This is a genomic window from Trinickia violacea, assembly GCF_005280735.1.
Lineage (GTDB): Bacteria > Pseudomonadota > Gammaproteobacteria > Burkholderiales > Burkholderiaceae > Trinickia_A > Trinickia_A violacea.
The window spans coordinates 2,705,225-2,721,558 of record NZ_CP040077.1; the positions used below are offsets into that span (position 1 = coordinate 2,705,225).

The 16,334-nt window shown below is 64.6% G+C and carries 14 protein-coding genes; 8 read left to right on the forward strand and 6 right to left on the reverse strand.

The window, feature by feature from the left end:
- Positions 1-49 precede the first annotated feature (49 nt).
- Positions 50-2,341 carry a heavy metal translocating P-type ATPase gene (locus tag FAZ95_RS12240; protein ID WP_137332699.1) on the forward strand — a complete coding sequence of 764 codons (2,292 nt, stop codon included), beginning with the start codon at positions 50-52 and terminating at the stop codon, positions 2,339-2,341.
- Between the two features lie 103 nt (positions 2,342-2,444).
- On the forward strand, positions 2,445-2,984 hold the full coding sequence (locus FAZ95_RS12245; RefSeq protein ID WP_137332700.1) for a cytochrome b: 540 nt from the start codon (positions 2,445-2,447) through the stop codon (positions 2,982-2,984).
- A gap of 28 nt (positions 2,985-3,012) precedes the next feature.
- Here the strand turns inward: FAZ95_RS12245 and FAZ95_RS12250 are convergent, their stop codons facing one another.
- Complete coding sequence (locus FAZ95_RS12250) at positions 3,013-4,488, reverse strand: DUF2252 domain-containing protein (protein WP_254699683.1); 1,476 nt, start codon at positions 4,486-4,488, stop codon at positions 3,013-3,015.
- A 22-nt stretch (positions 4,489-4,510) separates the two neighbouring features.
- A complete protein-coding gene (locus FAZ95_RS12255; RefSeq protein ID WP_137332701.1) occupies positions 4,511-6,238 on the reverse strand; it encodes a SulP family inorganic anion transporter in 1,728 nt (575 codons plus the stop codon).
- A 650-nt stretch (positions 6,239-6,888) separates the two neighbouring features.
- Here FAZ95_RS12255 and ydiK point away from each other — a divergent pair.
- The 3 genes from ydiK to FAZ95_RS12270 all read left to right on the forward strand — a co-directional run bounded on the left by ydiK (position 6,889) and on the right by FAZ95_RS12270 (position 9,502).
- Positions 6,889-8,058, forward strand: coding sequence for an AI-2E family transporter YdiK (ydiK, locus tag FAZ95_RS12260; protein ID WP_254699684.1), 1,170 nt, complete (start codon positions 6,889-6,891; stop codon positions 8,056-8,058).
- Positions 8,059-8,102: 44 nt separating this feature from the next.
- Entirely contained in the window at positions 8,103-8,924 is an 822-nt protein-coding gene (ppk2, locus tag FAZ95_RS12265) for a polyphosphate kinase 2 (protein ID WP_137332703.1), read from the forward strand.
- Between the two features lie 161 nt (positions 8,925-9,085).
- Entirely contained in the window at positions 9,086-9,502 is a 417-nt protein-coding gene (locus FAZ95_RS12270) for a response regulator (protein ID WP_137332704.1), read from the forward strand.
- Positions 9,503-9,573: 71 nt separating this feature from the next.
- Here the strand turns inward: FAZ95_RS12270 and FAZ95_RS12275 are convergent, their stop codons facing one another.
- Both FAZ95_RS12275 and FAZ95_RS12280 read right to left on the reverse strand, forming a co-directional pair.
- Positions 9,574-10,263, reverse strand: a complete 690-nt coding sequence (locus FAZ95_RS12275; protein WP_137332705.1) for a CBS domain-containing protein — start codon at positions 10,261-10,263, stop codon at positions 9,574-9,576.
- Positions 10,264-10,374: 111 nt separating this feature from the next.
- On the reverse strand, positions 10,375-10,692 hold the full coding sequence (locus tag FAZ95_RS12280; protein ID WP_175425580.1) for a carboxymuconolactone decarboxylase family protein: 318 nt from the start codon (positions 10,690-10,692) through the stop codon (positions 10,375-10,377).
- A gap of 496 nt (positions 10,693-11,188) precedes the next feature.
- Here FAZ95_RS12280 and phaZ point away from each other — a divergent pair, with 496 nt between their 5' ends.
- Positions 11,189-12,442 (forward strand): polyhydroxyalkanoate depolymerase, encoded by a 1,254-nt coding sequence (phaZ, locus tag FAZ95_RS12285; protein WP_137332707.1) that lies wholly within the window; start codon positions 11,189-11,191, stop codon positions 12,440-12,442.
- 185 nt (positions 12,443-12,627) lie between these two features.
- Positions 12,628-14,061 carry an MBL fold metallo-hydrolase RNA specificity domain-containing protein gene (locus tag FAZ95_RS12290; protein WP_137332708.1) on the forward strand — a complete coding sequence of 478 codons (1,434 nt, stop codon included), beginning with the start codon at positions 12,628-12,630 and terminating at the stop codon, positions 14,059-14,061.
- A 52-nt stretch (positions 14,062-14,113) separates the two neighbouring features.
- On the opposite strand, the gene FAZ95_RS12295 is transcribed toward FAZ95_RS12290, so the two are convergent.
- Positions 14,114-14,350, reverse strand: a complete 237-nt coding sequence (locus FAZ95_RS12295; protein WP_137332709.1) for a UDP-glucose 4-epimerase — start codon at positions 14,348-14,350, stop codon at positions 14,114-14,116.
- Positions 14,351-14,491: 141 nt separating this feature from the next.
- Positions 14,492-15,238 (reverse strand): beta-ketoacyl-ACP reductase, encoded by a 747-nt coding sequence (locus FAZ95_RS12300; RefSeq protein ID WP_137332710.1) that lies wholly within the window; start codon positions 15,236-15,238, stop codon positions 14,492-14,494.
- Between the two features lie 207 nt (positions 15,239-15,445).
- On the opposite strand from FAZ95_RS12300, the gene FAZ95_RS12305 reads away from it, so the two are divergent.
- Positions 15,446-16,285, forward strand: coding sequence for a universal stress protein (locus tag FAZ95_RS12305; protein WP_137332711.1), 840 nt, complete (start codon positions 15,446-15,448; stop codon positions 16,283-16,285).
- Positions 16,286-16,334: the final 49 nt, after the last annotated feature.

Consider the following 16,334-nt stretch of genomic DNA (forward strand, 5'->3'; position numbering starts at 1 on the left):
CTGGCACGCGAAGCCATCCTAGTTGACGCAAGTCAAGTCATCGCCCTTCATGCCACGCCTGCTCCGTTTCGTCGATTTCGCCTTGCTGTTCGCCTCGGCCGCAAGCCTGATAACGGGACTTGTGTTTGCCGCGTTGGGCAAAAGCACCGTTTCGCAAGCGCTATGGCTTGCCGGGACGGTGCCGGTCCTGCTCGCCCTGTCAGTGTCCATCATCCAGGCGCTGCGACGGCGCGAAGCCGGCGTCGATGTTCTCGCTCTGCTCGCCATCGCGTTCGCGCTGACACTGGGCGAGTTTCTCACCGCCGCTGTGATTGCCTTGATGCTGGCGAGCGGACGCGCGCTGGAAAACTATGCGCAGGAGCGTGCGCGGCGCGAAATGACGGCGCTCCTGAGCCACGCACCGCGTCACGCCAACCGCTTCGAGGCAGGCGAGTGGCGCCGCGTGGAACTGGACGTCGTCAGCCCCGGCGACCGTCTGCTCGTGCGCAGCGGCGAGTTCGTGCCGGTGGACGGCACCCTTGCCGGTCTCGCCGAGCTCGACGAATCCTCGCTGACCGGCGAGTCGAATCCGCAGCAGCGATCGCCGGGTGCGGCCGTGCGCAGCGGCGTGATCAATGTCGGCGCGGCGTTCGAAATGGTGGCCTCGGCAAGCGCCCATGACAGCACGTTTGCCGGCATCGTCCGGATGGTGCAAGCCGCGCAGCAGGAGCGCAGTCCCGCTGCCCGTCTTGCCGATCGCTATGCGCTGCTTTTCGTGCCCGCCGCGCTGGTTCTTGCGGGCGGAAGCTGGCTCGTCACGGGCGACGCGGTGCGTGCTCTGGCGGTGCTGGTGGTGGCAACGCCGTGTCCCCTGCTCCTTGCTGTTCCGGTGGCCATCGCCTCCGGCATGTCGGTCTGCGCCAAACGCGGCGTGCTGGTCAAAGGGGGTGGCGCGCTGGAACGGCTCGCGCAGGCTACCGCACTATTTTTCGACAAGACCGGAACGCTCACGAGTGGGCAGGCGCGGCTCGTGGAAGTCGAAAGCGCTCCGGGCATGTCATCGGACGCGGTGTTGCAGTTCGCCGGGTCGCTCGCACAAGCCTCGGCTCACGTCATTTCGGAAGGGGTGACCACCGCCGCACGCGAGCGCAATCTTGCGCTTCGCGCACCTTCGCACGTTGTCGAGCAGCCCGGCGCAGGCGTGGCGGGCAACGTGGACGGGCGAGAGGTCGCGATTGGCTCGTTCGCGTACGTGTCCTCCGTGGCAACGCCAGCGCCGTGGACCACGACGTTTCTTCAGCGGGTCGCATACGAGGGCGCCTCGGCCGTATTCGTCAGCGTGGACAGCAAAATGGTGGGCGCGATCCGGATGGCCGACCAAATCCGGCTGGAAACGCCCCGTGCTTTGCGGTTGCTGCGGCAGGAAGGCATCCGCCGGCTCGTCATGCTCACCGGCGACAGGCGTGACGTGGCCGAAACCGTGGGTGCGGCGCTCGGCGTGACGGAAGTGCGGCCCGAGCAGACGCCTGAGGACAAGCTGGCCGCCATTCAGGCGGCGCGCCGTGAAGGCACGGTCATCATGGTCGGCGACGGCGTCAACGACGCGCCTGCGCTCGCGTCAGCCGACGTCGGCGTTGCGATGGGCGCGCGCGGCGCGGCGGCCTCCTCCGAAGCAGCCGATGTCGTGCTGCTGGTCGACCGTCTGGACCGCCTCGTGGAAGCATTGCGGGTAGCCCGCCGCACGCGGCGGATCGCGGTCCAGAGCGTCGTCGCCGGCATGGCGCTTTCGTTCGCGGCAATGGCCGTCGCGGCGTTCGGCTACCTGCCGCCCTTGCTGGGTGCGATGCTGCAGGAGCTCATCGACGTGGCGGCCATCGCGAGTGCGTTAAGGGCATTGCGAATTCGCTCGACTGCCGTCACCGGTGTTCTTGCCCACGGCGACGTCGATCGCCTGAAAGCCGCTCACGTCGAACTCGGTCCTGTCATGGAGCAGATCAGGGGCCTGGCCGATGAACTGCCCCGCTTGCCGAAGGCATCGGTAGCCGGCGCGCTCGCCAGCATGAACGAGTCGCTGGCACGGCAGCTCGTGCCGCACGAACAGCACGACGACACCGAGGTGTATCCCGATCTGGCGCGTCTCGTAGGCGGAGAAGATCCGATGGCGGCGATGAGCGGCATGCACCGCGAGATATTTCGTATCGCCCGCTTGCTCAGGCAGATGACCGCGGACGTGCCGCCCGAGGGGCCTGATGCGCAGAGCGTGCGTGAATTCCAGCGCCTGTTGTACGGGCTCGATGCGATCGTACGATTGCATTGCGCTCAGGAAGATGAATTGTTCCATGCACTCGGGGAAAGCCCATAGGCTCCCCCGCCCCGCGGCCATCGGGGCGAGGTGCCTTTCCCTTAAGCTTCCGATAAGACTGGCGTGGCAACATACCGCCGTTGGCATTCAGGGAGCACACAAGATGGCAGTTTCTCGACAGTCCGACGCGCCGGCCTATGACGGCGTCGCTCGCCTGCTTCATTGGCTCGTGGTCGCTTTGGTCGCCGCTCAGTTCGTGATCGGCTGGACCATGCCGGATATTCATCGCGACACGCAGCCAGTCGGCCTGATTGCATGGCATTTGGGCGTCGGAGCCGCGTTGATTGCAACGATGGCGGCACGGGTCGTGTGGCGATTGGCGCATCGTCCGCCGCCGTCAACGCTATCGCCGGCGCTGAGGGCAGTCTCAGGAGCCACACACTTTCTTCTTTACGCGGTACTGCTTGTTGTCCCGCTATTGGGCTGGGCGAACGCCTCTTCGCGCGGGTGGGCGGTGAAACTGCTGGGGACGCTGAATTTGCCCGCTCTCGCGCCGACCGGATCCAGCGTCGGGCACGCGATGGGCGATATTCACGGGGTACTGGCATGGGTGCTCTTCGCCCTAATCAGTCTCCATGTCGGGGCCGCATTGTTTCATCGTTTCGTCGTCAAGGATCGCGTGCTGCAAAGGATGCTGCCGTAGTGCCGGATATCGGCACCGGAAGCGCCCCTTACTCTCTCATCACTGGAACCCTCCCAGCCTTGACCGCCTTCTTCAACACGTCCCAATCGGCCTCATTGCGCTCCGCATAGGCTTCCGCAAACTTGACGATGGCGTCATCGAATGCCTCGGACTTCCCGACATACCCGTAAATCAACGCGGGGTCTCCCGCTTTTGCCATTGAGTGGGCCAGCGCATGCGCACAAGACACCGCATATTCGCTGAGATCCGCGACATCGAAGGTCGTGAAATCAAATGCCCCCTTCATATCCCGCAACTGACGGACATAAAAATCGCTATTCGTAATGTGGGCCCTGGACCAACCCAGAAACAGATCGCTGGACGATTGCAGCAGCCTCTGCCCGTTCACGACACGCTCTCCATGATTCCCAAACCTGCTGCTCGACACATACTCTTCGAGCACGGAAGCCCGTGCCTCCTTGACCTGCAGGAAAAGCGGACTCTGTCCGTCCGCCATGAACAGCGCTTCGAAGCAACGCGTCCCGACGGACCCCACCCCGACGACGCGCACAGCCATATCGACAAGCTCATACCGATCAAACAGCGCACGTCGATCATCAGGCAACGTCATTCGATACTCGGCGAAGAAATGCCGAACGATCGCATCGAACTGTTTCGCCCGTTGCGGATTGCCTTTGGGAAAGTGATAAACAAGCGGTGGCTGGTCCCTGATCTGCAACTTGCCGTTGACTAACTCTGTGGCGTGGCTCATCACGCTGCGCGACGACTGCCCCCGCGCCTTGCTGATCACGGCCAATTCCTTTTTCCTTTCGAGTTCGGTGTCGGCGAGGGCCAGCATGTTCTCCGCCCCGAAGTGGTAGTACCAGACGTCGAGCGTATCCATCGCGCTGAAGTCGCCAATCAGTTCCCGAAAAGTCGCGCAAAGCCGCCGCACGATGCCGCGCTGGTCGCTCTGTTTGAAGCCGCGCTCACGCGCGGCGATGACGAACGATGCGGCAAGCCTGCGCACATCCCAATCGAAGGGCCCCGGCAACGTTTCATCGAAATCGTTGGGTCCGAACAAAATGCGCCGCTCGGGGCTCGCGAACAGGCCGAAGTTGGCGAGATGCGCGTCGCCGCCCAGTTGCACGATGATATCGGTGCGCGGCAATTTCGAGAGGTCGAAGGCCATCAGCGGCGCCGCTCCGCGATAGAACGCGAACGGATTCGCGACCATCCTCCCATACCGGATCGGTATCAGGTTCGGCAGCCGGCCCACGTTGGACTTTTCGAGCAGCGCAATCGGATCGCGCTCGACGAGTGTGCAGGTTGCGAGTTGCGCGCGGGGCGCGCGTTGGCGGGCAGCCTTCCCGGCCTCGATGCGCGACGAGCGTGAGCCTCGCCCTCCGAACATCTTCGACGTGTCTTCCTGCGCCAGCGAGGCTTGCGCAGCCGCGCTCAGCTCAGGCGCTTCGTCACGCTTGGTTTCCGCAGACTTCGGCAGCATGGCGGCTTCCTCCTGCAATCATGTGGGCATCAACGATCCGTCACGGCGTCGTATCGCCGCGCGCGGCTATCGGCTGCGCCGCGTTGCCCAACGCCTGGATCGCTTCGTCCACGGTCGAAAAGACCTCGTGAGTCGGAGCCTTGGCGCCCAGTACGTGATATCGCCTCATCTCGCGGAGAACGCCCGCCGGCACCGCGACCGACGCCAGGCCCACGCCCCGCCGATCAAGCTCCGCCCGTAACTGAACGAGTGTCTTGCCGGCCGTGTAGTCGATGTTGTTGATCTGAGTCGCGTCGACCACCACCCATTGCAACGGCGGACCTGCCTGCTCGACGAGCCGCAAAATTTCCTCCATGAAGCGCCCCGCGTTGGCGTAAAAGAGGTCGGCCTCGAACCGGTACACGACGATACCGGGCGCCGCGAGGAGATCGGGCGCAACCTCGTGGGGCACCCAATGCCCACTCGCCGCGCGCGTGAGCACGCGCGTGCGCAACTGATAGCTGTACCGCGTGTGGGCGATCAGCGAGAGGAGGACGGCGACGATGATCCCATGCATCACGTCGACGAACACGACGACACCCGCCGTGATCAACGCGACGAGGAATTCGTCGCGTTGCACGCGATAGAGTTCGACCATGCCTTTCACGTCGACCAGCTTCACGCCGATCATGAAGACGATGGAGGACAGCACGGCAGACGGGAGGAAGCTGAGCGGGCGCGTCAAAAAGAGCAGCACGAGCAGCACGATCACGGCGGTCGTGAGGTGCGCGACCTGGGTACGTCCGCCGGCGTCGTCAACCATTTCCGTCTTGGTCGGGCTGCCGTTCACGACGAACGTGCTCGAAAATGCCGCCGCCGCGTTTGCCGCAGCGAGGCCGACGATGTCGAGGTTGTCGTCGGCGCGCTCGTTGTAGCGGTTTGCATAGGCACGCGCGGTGGCCGCGCTCTGCGCAATGATGACGATGAAGCATGAGGCCGCCGTGGCCAGCACGTGGTTCATGTGCGAAAGCCCAAGCGACGGCAGCGCAAACGACGGCAATCCGCCCGGCACCGCGCCGATCACCACGATGCCGTGCCGGGCGAAATCGAACGCCGCGCTCGCGGCAATCGCGCCCACCACGGCGATCAGCGCGCCCGGCGCGCGCGGCGTCAGCCGCTTGCACCCGATGATCACAGCCAGAACGGCCACCGAAAGCGCCGTCGTGCCGACGCTCGCGCCACCGAGCCGCTGGAACACCGACACGATCTGAAACAGCGGCCCATGTCCCTGCTTCTCCAGCCCGATGAGTCCGGCGAGTTCGCCGGCGGCGACCTGAATGCCCACGCCGGTCAGGAAGCCGATCAACGCACTGCGCGACAGGAAGTCGGCGAGGAAGCCGAGCCGGAATACACGCGCGAGCACGAGCATGATCGCGACGACGAGCGCCACGGTACTGGTCAGCGCAACATAGTCGTTGCTGCCGAGGGCGGCCACGGTGACGAGCGTGCTAGCGAGGATGGCGGCGGTGGCGGAGTCCCCTGCAACGACGAGATGGCGCGACGCGCCGAACAGCGCGAACGCAACGAGCGGCAACAGCATCGTGTAAAGGCCCGTGACGGTCGGCGTGCCCGAGATCTTCGTGTACCCCATCACTTCTGGAATGCCGAGGGCGGCGAGCGTGATGCCGGCGACGATGTCGTGCGGCAACTGCGAGCGGTCGAACGGCAACAGCCCGCGCAGCAGGGGCAGACGGTGGACGGCCGCGCTGGCCGGGACAGGTGTCTTCATGGCGTCACCTTCGAGTTGGGCGTGAGCTTGCCGACCATCGCGCCCGCCAGCAGCTCATATCTCTCCCCCGACGGGTCTGTGAGGAAGAACCAACCGAACCGTGAACCTCCTCCTTTCACCAATATGTCACATTCACCGCCGGTGGCAATAGGACTTTGATGCCATGCCGCCCCGGCCGCATAGGATTCGGTGACTGCTGAATTCCACTGGGTGATGCGGATTGCGTCCGTCCGTCGACGCCTCCCCGGATGGCGATCATGTCAGCCTGACCGGTCGTCCGCGGGCTTCCAGGCGCAGTGCAAGTCGCATCAATAATAAGCATTGCAAAACGTTCAACCCTGTTGAGATTGCGTAGCGGTGCGATGCAGCCCGCCAGTTCCGGAGCATGTCGGTATCTTCGGATGTGGGCATAGCGGAGACCTCGCCGCAGCCGAAAGCGTGCGTGACTTGCGACGAGCGCGAAGCCGATCATGGCGGACAGCGATCCGTAACGCGCAATCCGTTTTTCAAACCGCCGCATAGGACCAAAGTCCGATGGTGCAGCGATTTCACCGTGATAGCCTGGAAACGCGGCTCGCCAACGCCCGGCGCTGTTTCGTCATTTTCGTCGTCATTTCGTCATGTCGCCGCAGGCGCACGGAGGCGCGCACGTGAAAGAGAATCGCACAGGCGCGAACGTTTCCCCGCTGGAAAAAGCCGGCGGGCGCCCCACCCTCGACCTTCCCCGCATCGTGCTGGGCACCGGGATGTTGTTGCTGCTTATCGGCGGCAGCCTCTATGTCCTGCGTCCATTCGTGCCGGCGTTCATCTGGGGCACCATGATCGTCGTCGCCACCTGGCCCGCGCTCGTCGGCCTGCAACGCCGCCTGAACGGAAAGCGCGTACCCGCGGTTCTGATCATGCTGCTGGTTCAGATCGTCGTGATCGTGGTGCCGTTTTATGCTGCCGTCTCCACGCTCGTCAGACACACCGACGACATCACGACGTTCATCAAAGGCCTGCCGACCTATGCGCTGCCGTCACCGCCGCGCTGGATCGCCGGCGTGCCGCTGGTAGGCGCTCGCCTCTCCAGCGAATGGCAAACCCTCTCGGATGCCGGGCCCGGTGGCGTGCTGGCCCAAGTTGAACCGTACGCCACCATCGCTGCCAAGTGGCTGCTTGCGCGCGGAAGCCAACTGGGCCTTTTCGTGATTTACCTGCTGCTCATGGTGATTGTGTGCGGTCTGCTGTACGCAAAGGGCGAAGTGGCGGCGCGACTGGCAACACGCTTTGCCGAGCGGGTGGCCCCCGACTACGGCGCCAAGATCGTCCATCTCGCCGCGCAGTCGGTTCGCGCGATTGCGCTCGGCGTGGTCGTGACAGCCCTCGTTCAGGCCTCTCTCGGTGCGCTCGGCATCTGGGTGGCCGGCGTGCCGTTTGCCGGGATTCTGGCCGCCCTGCTGCTGCTCGTCTGCCTCGTTCAAATCGGGCCGCTGCTGCCGTTGCTCGGTTGCGTGGCGTGGCTGTTCTACAGCGGTTCCCGGATCACGGCAATCCTGCTGCTCATCTGGTCCATCGGCGTCGCCATGCTCGACAACATCTTGCGGCCAATACTGATCCGCCGGGCGGTCGAACTGCCCATGGTCCTCATCCTCTTTGGCGTGCTGGGCGGACTGCTTTCCCTGGGTGTCGTCGGGCTCTTCATCGGCCCGGTCCTGCTCGCCGTCACCTATCACCTGCTGCTGGCCTGGATCGAGACTCCCGGACCGTCCACGCCGATAGCCGATGCCGCCGCGAGCAGCAGCGACACCTCGACGGCCAACAGCAAGGCAAACGAATAATTCGCGCTATCGGATCAGGCTCGGCGCGAATCTGGGAGCAAGACATGTCTGAAACACGGAAAGGAAAGAACAGCGGCAAGGCGAAGGCCAACGGCAAGCTCGGCAACAAGGAATATTTGGAAGCGCTGCGTAGGCTGCATGCCGAACTGGTCAAGATGCAAGAATGGGTCGTGCACAGCGGTGCGAAGATCTGTGTCGTGTTCGAGGGGCGAGACGGCGCCGGCAAAGGCGGCACGATCAAGGCGATCACCGAGCGCGTGAGCCCGCGCATCTTCCGGGTGGTCGCACTGCCCGCGCCGACCGAGCGCGAAAAGAGCCAGATGTATATTCAGCGCTATCTTCCGCACATGCCTGCGGCCGGTGAGGTCGTGATTTTCGATCGCAGCTGGTACAACCGAGCCGGTGTGGAGCGCGTGATGGGGTTCTGCACCGAGGGGCAGGCGCAGGAATTCCTGATGGCGGTGCCGCTCGTGGAGCGGGCCGTCATTCATTCGGGCATCGTTCTCATCAAGTACTGGCTCGAGGTGAGCCCCGAGGAGCAGACTCGGCGGCTCGAAAACCGTATCGACGACGAGCGCAAAATCTGGAAGCTCTCGCAGATGGATCTCGAGTCCTATCGTCGCTGGCACGACTACTCGCGTGCACGCGACGAAATGTTCGCGAAGACCGACACCGACTTCGCGCCGTGGTTTGTCGTGCGTTCCGACGACAAGAAGCGCGCGCGTCTGAACGCCATCAGTCATCTGCTCAGCAAGGTGCCGTACGAGAGCGTACCGCGCGCCAAGGTGAAATTGCCGGAGCGGCTGAAGGCCGGCGGCTATCGCGAGCCCGACTATCCATACCAGTTCGTGCCGGAACGATATTGACCCTGATCCGCTCGGGTTTTCTGGACAGGCGGCAACCGATACCCCTCGAGGAGCAAGGAAGTGATTCGTGTAGGACACGCCCTACACACCTTCCCGCTCGCCTACACGAGGATCGCTCGCCGCCGACTTCCTATTTCTGGGGAAAACCCGATACTCGAAGCATGAATGACATCCCTTCCCCCGCAGCGCTGAAAGTGTTCCTGGTCGACGATTCACCGCTGGTCCGCGAGCGCCTCGCGGCACTCATCGCCGCGATTTCCGGCGTCGAAATCGTCGGCGAGGCGGGCGACTCCGACATGGCCGTGAGCGGTCTCGCGACGTGCGACGCCGACGTGGCCGTCGTGGATCTGCAATTGGGCGAAACGAGCGGCATGGACGTGCTCGCCGCGCTGACGCGGCTGGATCGCCGGGTGGTTTCGATCGTGCTCACGAACCATTCGACGAAATCCGTGCGCGACGCCTGCCTCGGCCTAGGGGCCGATTACTTTTTCGACAAGACCGGCGAATTCCATCTGGCGCTCGACGCAATCGAGCAACTCGCCCTCAGCCGCGCTTCCAGCCCTTCGATCAGCCGCTGACGATCTCACGATAAAGCCGCTCGATATCGTCTTTTTTGCAAAGTCCGGTGCCCGCGTGCATGAGCGCCGCATTACATCGTCGGCGTGACGATCGGATACGTGAGGTGGCTCACCACGCCCTTCACGCCCGGCACGCTTTCCGCGGCGACGCGGATGGCCCGGCCCTCTTCGTCCGACTCGATGACGCCCCACAGATGCGCGACGCCTTCCTTGACGAGCACGCTGTGCTTCGGCAGCGCCCAGCGGTGCCCGCTCAGCTCGCGCACGATCGCGTCACGCAGGCTTTCGTCGCCGGCCGACACACCCGCCTCGTCCGGCGCGAGGCTCGCGAGCGCGCGGATCAGGTTCGCGCGGCTCACGATCCCGATCAGCTTGCCGTCCTTCAGCACGGGCACGCGCTTGATCCGGTTGCGTTCGAGAACGTCGGCGACGACTTTGAGCGACATGTCTTCCGTGATGGAAATCACGCGGTCGGTCATCACGTCGCCGACCGTGTGCGCATGCTCCTTGATGTACGTCGCGGCCAGCTTCCGGGTACCCGCCACGAACTCGAGCCACCACGAGCGCCGCTCGACGCCGGTGCCAGTCTCCACGCGGCGCAGCAAATCGCCTTCGCTGAGAATGCCGATGACCTGCCCGCTCGCGTCGACGACCGGCATGCCGCTGATATGGTTGTCCGCGAGCAGTTTCGCCGCGGTGTAAATCGTCATCTCCGGCGAAGCGGTGATGACGGGGAAAGTCATGACATCGAATGCGCGCATGGCGGCTCCTTGGAATGCGCACTGCCGGTCCTCATCGGTCGCACCGGCAGCAAAAAATTTCGGCGTCCGCACCGGCGGCATGCCGCCCGATGCCGAGGCGCCTGAACCTAGTCATCGTCGAACGGCGGCGGCCTCGTGCCACGCCGGTGCCATCGTCTGCGGCACGCCGCCCGTCGTATCGAGCACTTCGAGCGCCTGATTCAAGCGGCGCTCGTAGGCCCACGGCAGCCCGCCGCCGATCGCCAGCGCGACGCTCACCGCGCCGCGCAGCTCGTCGCGTGTCGCGCCCGCCTCCAAGGCGTCCCGCACATGGCCCGCCAGGCAGTCGTCGCCGCGCAGCGAGATCGCGACACCAAGTGCGACCAGCTTCTGCTCCTTCGAGGACGCCGTTCCCGACGAAAACGCCTGTTCCAGACTGTCGATATTCATCTCGCTCGCCCCTGCCAGTTCTCGCCAAGCCGCGTCAAACATGCAGCGGCGCTTGCACACACCCGCTGCTCTCGCGGTTCTGCTCGCAGCGGAAACGCCTCTGCCATCCCAGAATAGAGTCCGCCTGCTCCGCGGCTTTGAGGTACATCAATCAATTGGCGCGCCCTTGCACTTCAGCCGCCGCCACGCGCCGCTTGACCGCGATGAAGCTGATGGAAGTCGACGTCGACGCCGCCTCGCGCGGGCACCGTCACCCAGCGGGCGAGCATGCCGTCGTCCGGCATGGGGAACCTCTTGTAGACTGGACACCTCATGCAGGCAGAGTCGAGGTGCGCTCCGACAGCCGATTGATTGAGATCAATCGAGGGCCGCCGCGGGCCGCTATCGTCAAACTGCACAATGCGGCCGACGTGGGACGCGTCTTCGTCGCATCCGTCGCAGGAACCAGGGTCCGAAATTCGGCCGACAACGACAACCGAGACCGGCAGGAGTCGCCATGTGGTACACGTGGATCGAAGCGCAGCGCAACCTCGTGCGTACTGCAAGGGCGCTGGGCTGGCCCGCGCTTGCGGGCTATGACGGCGCATCGCAACTGCTTCAGCCGCTGCCGCCCGTTCCCGGCTTCGATATTGCGGCGGTGACGATCGGCGGGAATCCAGTGCCGGTCACTGAGGAAATCGTCGACAGCACGCCCTTTTGCGCACTGCGGCGCTTCTCGCGCGAGCGCGACGCGCTGCCGAGCGCGCGCCGCGCCGACCCCGCGATCCTGCTGTGCGCGCCGCTCGCCGGTCACCACGCGGTGATGCTGCGCGACATGGTCGAAACGCTGCTCGAGGACGGCGACGTCTACCTGACCGATTGGACCGATGCGCGCGACGTGCCGCTCGCCGAAGGCGATTTCGGCCTCGACGATTGCGTGCTTGCCGTCGAGCGGTTCATGCACAAGATCGGCGGCGAGCGCATGCACGTGGTTGCCGTGTGCCAGGCCTGCGTGCCCGCGCTGGCCGCCCTCGCGCTCGTCGCGAACTCAGGCGCGGTGCCCGCCGCGTCGCTCGCGTTGATGGGCGGGCCCATCGATACGCGCATCCATCCCAGCTCGCTCGCGCGATTTGCGCAATCGCACAGCGTCGACTGGTTCTGCCGCACGCTGATCGACTCCGTCCCCCAACCCTATGCGGGGGCCGGCCGACGCGTGTATCCGGGCTTCTATCAGCAGATCGCCATGTTCACGTCCTTCCCGCAGCACAAATGGGCGCTCGAGGCCGGCTACTGGTCCTGCCGGCTCGCCGGGAACGAGGCTGGAATCGCCCGCAGCCTGCGGGACCTCGGCGAATACGCAGCGGTGCTCGACATGGACGAGCATTATTTTCTCGACACGATTCGTGTGATCTTTCAGGAACAGCGGCTTGCGCGCGGCACGTGGCGAATCGGCGGGCGGCTCGTGCGCCCGCGCGCGCTGTCGTCGCTCGCGCTGTGCACCGTCGAGGGCGGGCGCGACAACGTCACCGGTGCCGGCCAAACACACGCCGCTCACGCGCTGTGCGGCGCGATTCCCGAGTCCTTCCGGCAGCAGCTGACGATCGCCGGCTGCGACCACTACGGGCTCTTCAGCGGCGAGCGGTGGCGCGACGCCATCCATCCGGCGCTCGTTCGGTTCTGGCGCTCGCTGCCCGCGCGCGTCGCACCGAATTCGGCAACGAACCCGACAGAACGGCAACCGAGCACCGAAGTCTGCGACCGTCCCGGCTAGCCATCTACCTTACGTCACCCCGAAAAAGCGTTTCGATCTCACTCGTCGACGACGGTGTGACTCGTTGACGTGGATCAGCAGACGGCATCGCAGAGACCGCATCATGAAGCGACGCCCGACAGCGTCCGACCCGCACGCCGGACCTTTGCTTCAGGCTCCATGACTTCGCGATCCGGAGGCCACGCATGAAACTGACTTTCCTAGGCGCCACCGAGACCGTTACCGGCTCGAAATACCTCCTCGAAGGCGCGGGTCTGCGCCTCCTGATCGATTGCGGTCTGTTCCAAGGCACCAAAAATCTGCGGCTCCGCAACTGGGCGCCGCTGCCGGTGCCCGTCGATACGCTCGATGCCGTGATCCTCACGCATGCCCACCTCGATCACTCCGGGTACCTGCCCGTGCTCGCGCGCATGGGTTACCGCGGGCCCGTCTACGCCACCTCGGGCACCGTCGACCTGTGCGGCGTGATGCTGAGAGACAGCGCGAAGCTGCAGGAGGAAGAGGCCGACTTCGCGAATCGCCATGGCTTCTCGAAGCATCACCCGGCGCTGCCGCTCTATACGATGGAGGACACCGAACGCGTGCTCAGGCAGCTCGTGCCGTGCGATTTCGACAACCCCGTCATGCTGAAGAACGGCGTGTCGTTTCGCTTGCTTCCGGCCGGTCACATCCTTGGCGCCGCAAGCCTCGTCGTGCACATCGGCGGCAAGCTGATCGCGTTTTCAGGCGATCTGGGCCGCCCCGTCGATCCGATCATGCGCACCCCGATGCCGCTCGCGCACGCCGACTACCTCGTCGTCGAATCGACCTACGGCGACCGCCTCCATCCCGAGAGCGATCCCGCCGCCGAACTCGAGGCGATCTTCGCGCGCACGTTCAAGCACGGCGGCGTCGTCGTGATCCCATCGTTTGCCGTGGGCCGCACGCAGTCGATCCTGCGCTACATCGCGCTGCTGAAGGAAACGGGCCGGATGGCGAACGTGCCCGTCTATCTCGACAGTCCGATGGCCATCAGCGTCACCGAGCTCTACCGGCGCCATCTGCGCGAACACCGGCTCACGACATCGCAAGCGGACTCGATCAGCAAGGCCGCGACGATGGTGCGCACCGTCGACGAATCGAAGGAGGTGACGGGCCGGCGCGGCCCGATGGTCGTGATCGCGGGCAGCGGCATGGCGACCGGCGGCCGCGTGCTGCATCACCTGAAGGCGTTCGCGCCCGATTCGCGCAACACGATCGCGCTCGTCGGCTATCAGGCGGCGGGCACGCGCGGCGCGGCGCTCGAAGCGCACGCGCTCACGCTCAAGATTCATGGCGAGTACGTGCCGGTGCGAGCGGCGATCGAATCGATTTCGTCGCTGTCGGCGCATGCCGACTATCGCGAGACACTCGCGTGGCTTGCGTCGCTGTCGACGCCGCCCGAGCGCACCTTCATCACGCACGGCGAACCGGCGGCAGCCGATGCGCTGAGACGCCGGATCGAGGAAACGCTGCATTGGCGGTGCGAGGTGCCGACCTACCTCGAATCGGTCGACCTGCCGGAGGCGCCGCGCGACGAGCAGGCGCAGGCCAGTTCCATGCCGACGAGCGACGAGCGCACCGGTCATTGCCGCTTCTGAGGCCCTCGAAGGAGATCCCGTATCCAAAACGGCGGACCTGATCCCCGTTTCTCTACAGATGGATCGAGTGCGCCCGTTTCTGCTCGATCCAGACCATCCCTTCGCGCAATCCTTCGAGCACCGCGTCGCGTTCGGTTGCAAATACGGTGTGATGCTTGAACTGATGTTCGAATTTGCCTTTTGGATCGTCGTGATCGACATGGACCGTGCAAACGAACCCGCCCGCAACAGGCTTGACCTCGGCCGAAACGGACCAGTCACCCTCACCGACTTTGCCTGACATCGTCATGATGAATACCTCGACTCGCAAAAATTCCAGCGTGACGCTGCATCGCCTTGCTGATCTTCTCCGCGATTGCGTCAACTCGCCGCCACCTCCGGCCGATGACGCCATCGACGGCCCCGCATCTGTCGAAAAGCCCTTCGCGGCCTATTGCATGTGCATGCCGCCGTTGACCGCGATATCCGCGCCGGTCACAAAAGCCGCATCGTCCGAACAAAGGAACGCAATCAGCGCAGCGACTTCGTCGGGGCGCCCGAGCCGGCCGACCGGAATCTGCGGCAGGATGCGTTTTTGCATGACGTCCTCCGGCACCGAGGCGACCATGGGCGTATCGAGGTAGCCGGGCGACACGGTATTGACCGTCACGCCATGCTTGGCAACTTCGAGGGCCAGCGCCTTCGTGAAGCCGTGCACGCCTGCCTTCGCTGCCGAATAATTCGTCTGCCCGAACGCGCCGCGCGAACCGTTCACCGACCCGATGTTCACCACGCGCCCGAAGCCGCGCTCCACCATCCCGCCGATAATCGGCTTCGTCACGTTGAACAGCGCGTCGAGGTCCGTGCGCATCACCGCGTCCCAATCAAGCTTCGTCATCTTCGCGAACGAGGCGTCGCGCGTGATGCCCGCGTTGTTGATCAGCACGTCGACCGTGCCGTGCTCCTCGAGCACGCGCTTCGCGCATTGCTCGCACGAGTTGAATTCGGCGACATCCATCTCGTACGCATAGAACTTGCGCCCCGCATCGCGCTCGTGCATGAGCCACGTCGACACATGATCGTTGCGCTCCGAATGCGACATCGCCACCGTCATCCCCATGGCGAAAAGACGCCGGCTGATTGCCGCGCCCAGGCCACCCATGCCTCCGGTTACGAAGGCAACGCGTTTAGCGGACATGCTGTTCTCCTGGAGAAAGGAACGCGCTCGGATCCCGGCGCGGTGCATCGGAAAGCGCCGAAAGCGGCGCGGAAAATCCGTCTGGCGAGATCACTTTACGCGGCCCGGCCCGAGTTCGATTGATCTGCATCAATCTGCAAAAAAACGTCCCTCCTAGACTCGGAATCACGCTCAGGCACTTCTTTTCCTTTCTCGGGAGCTACTGCAATGAGTTACAAAAGCATCCTCGTTCACCTCGATACGAGCGAAGCCGTAAACGCACGGTTCGAACTCGCGCTGCGGCTTGCCAAGCAATACGACGCGCATCTGACTGGCCTGTTCTCGGTCTTCGAGCCGGACCCGAAGTCCTTCAACGTGATGGCGGGCACCACCGAGTACTACGCCGGCCACGAAAGAATCCGCGCCGAGCAACGGGGTGCGATCGAACGCCTGTTCCACGCGGAGCTCGCACGCGCGAAAGTCACCGGTGAATGGAAGCTGGCGGCCCGCTACGCCAACCAAGCGGTCCCCGAAGCGGCGCGGCTGGCGGACCTGACCATCGTCGGCCAGGAAAACCCGAACGACCCCGAATCGTTCGTCGCCGACCAGTTCGTCGAGAACCTCGTCTTGACCGCCGGACGCCCAGTGCTCGTCGTGCCGTACGCCGGACAGTTTCCGAAGGTGGGCAGCAACGTGCTCTTCGCGTGGGACGGCAGCCGCGAGGCCACCCGCGCGCTGCACGACGCCCTGCCGTTCCTGGCGCACGCGAAGCGGATCACGGTGTTCACCGTGAACGCGCTGGAAGGCGAGCCGCCCGGGAACCGCATTCCCGGCGTGGACATCGCCGCCATCATCGCGCGCCACGGCGCGAACGTCATGACCGAGGCGACCGAGGGTGTGCGCGGCGTGCCCGTGGGAGAGATGCTGCTGTCGCGCGCCTCCGACCTCGGCGCGGACTTGATCGTGATGGGCTGCTACGGCCACTCGCGCTGGCGCGAGCTGGTGCTCGGCGGCGCCACGCGCTCGATTTTGAAATCGATGACCGTGCCGGTGCTGATGTCGCATTGACGCGGCATCGAGCCAGCAGGGCAATCTTAGTGACTGAACGACGAGGCTT

Bases quoted from the DNA above. Each gene is read 5' to 3' on its own strand.
- FAZ95_RS12275 (WP_137332705.1), bottom strand. From the start codon at position 10,263: ATGCGCGCATTCGATGTCATGACTTTCCCCGTCATCACCGCTTCGCCG.
- ppk2 (WP_137332703.1), top strand. From the start codon at position 8,103: ATGTCTGAAACACGGAAAGGAAAGAACAGCGGCAAGGCGAAGGCCAAC.
- FAZ95_RS12255 (WP_137332701.1), bottom strand. From the start codon at position 6,238: ATGAAGACACCTGTCCCGGCCAGCGCGGCCGTCCACCGTCTGCCCCTG.
- FAZ95_RS12300 (WP_137332710.1), bottom strand. From the start codon at position 15,238: ATGTCCGCTAAACGCGTTGCCTTCGTAACCGGAGGCATGGGTGGCCTG.
- FAZ95_RS12245 (WP_137332700.1), top strand. From the start codon at position 2,445: ATGGCAGTTTCTCGACAGTCCGACGCGCCGGCCTATGACGGCGTCGCT.
- FAZ95_RS12295 (WP_137332709.1), bottom strand. From the start codon at position 14,350: ATGACGATGTCAGGCAAAGTCGGTGAGGGTGACTGGTCCGTTTCGGCC.
- phaZ (WP_137332707.1), top strand. From the start codon at position 11,189: ATGTGGTACACGTGGATCGAAGCGCAGCGCAACCTCGTGCGTACTGCA.
- FAZ95_RS12280 (WP_175425580.1), bottom strand. From the start codon at position 10,692: ATGAATATCGACAGTCTGGAACAGGCGTTTTCGTCGGGAACGGCGTCC.
- FAZ95_RS12305 (WP_137332711.1), top strand. From the start codon at position 15,446: ATGAGTTACAAAAGCATCCTCGTTCACCTCGATACGAGCGAAGCCGTA.
- FAZ95_RS12270 (WP_137332704.1), top strand. From the start codon at position 9,086: ATGAATGACATCCCTTCCCCCGCAGCGCTGAAAGTGTTCCTGGTCGAC.
- FAZ95_RS12290 (WP_137332708.1), top strand. From the start codon at position 12,628: ATGAAACTGACTTTCCTAGGCGCCACCGAGACCGTTACCGGCTCGAAA.
- FAZ95_RS12240 (WP_137332699.1), top strand. From the start codon at position 50: ATGCCACGCCTGCTCCGTTTCGTCGATTTCGCCTTGCTGTTCGCCTCG.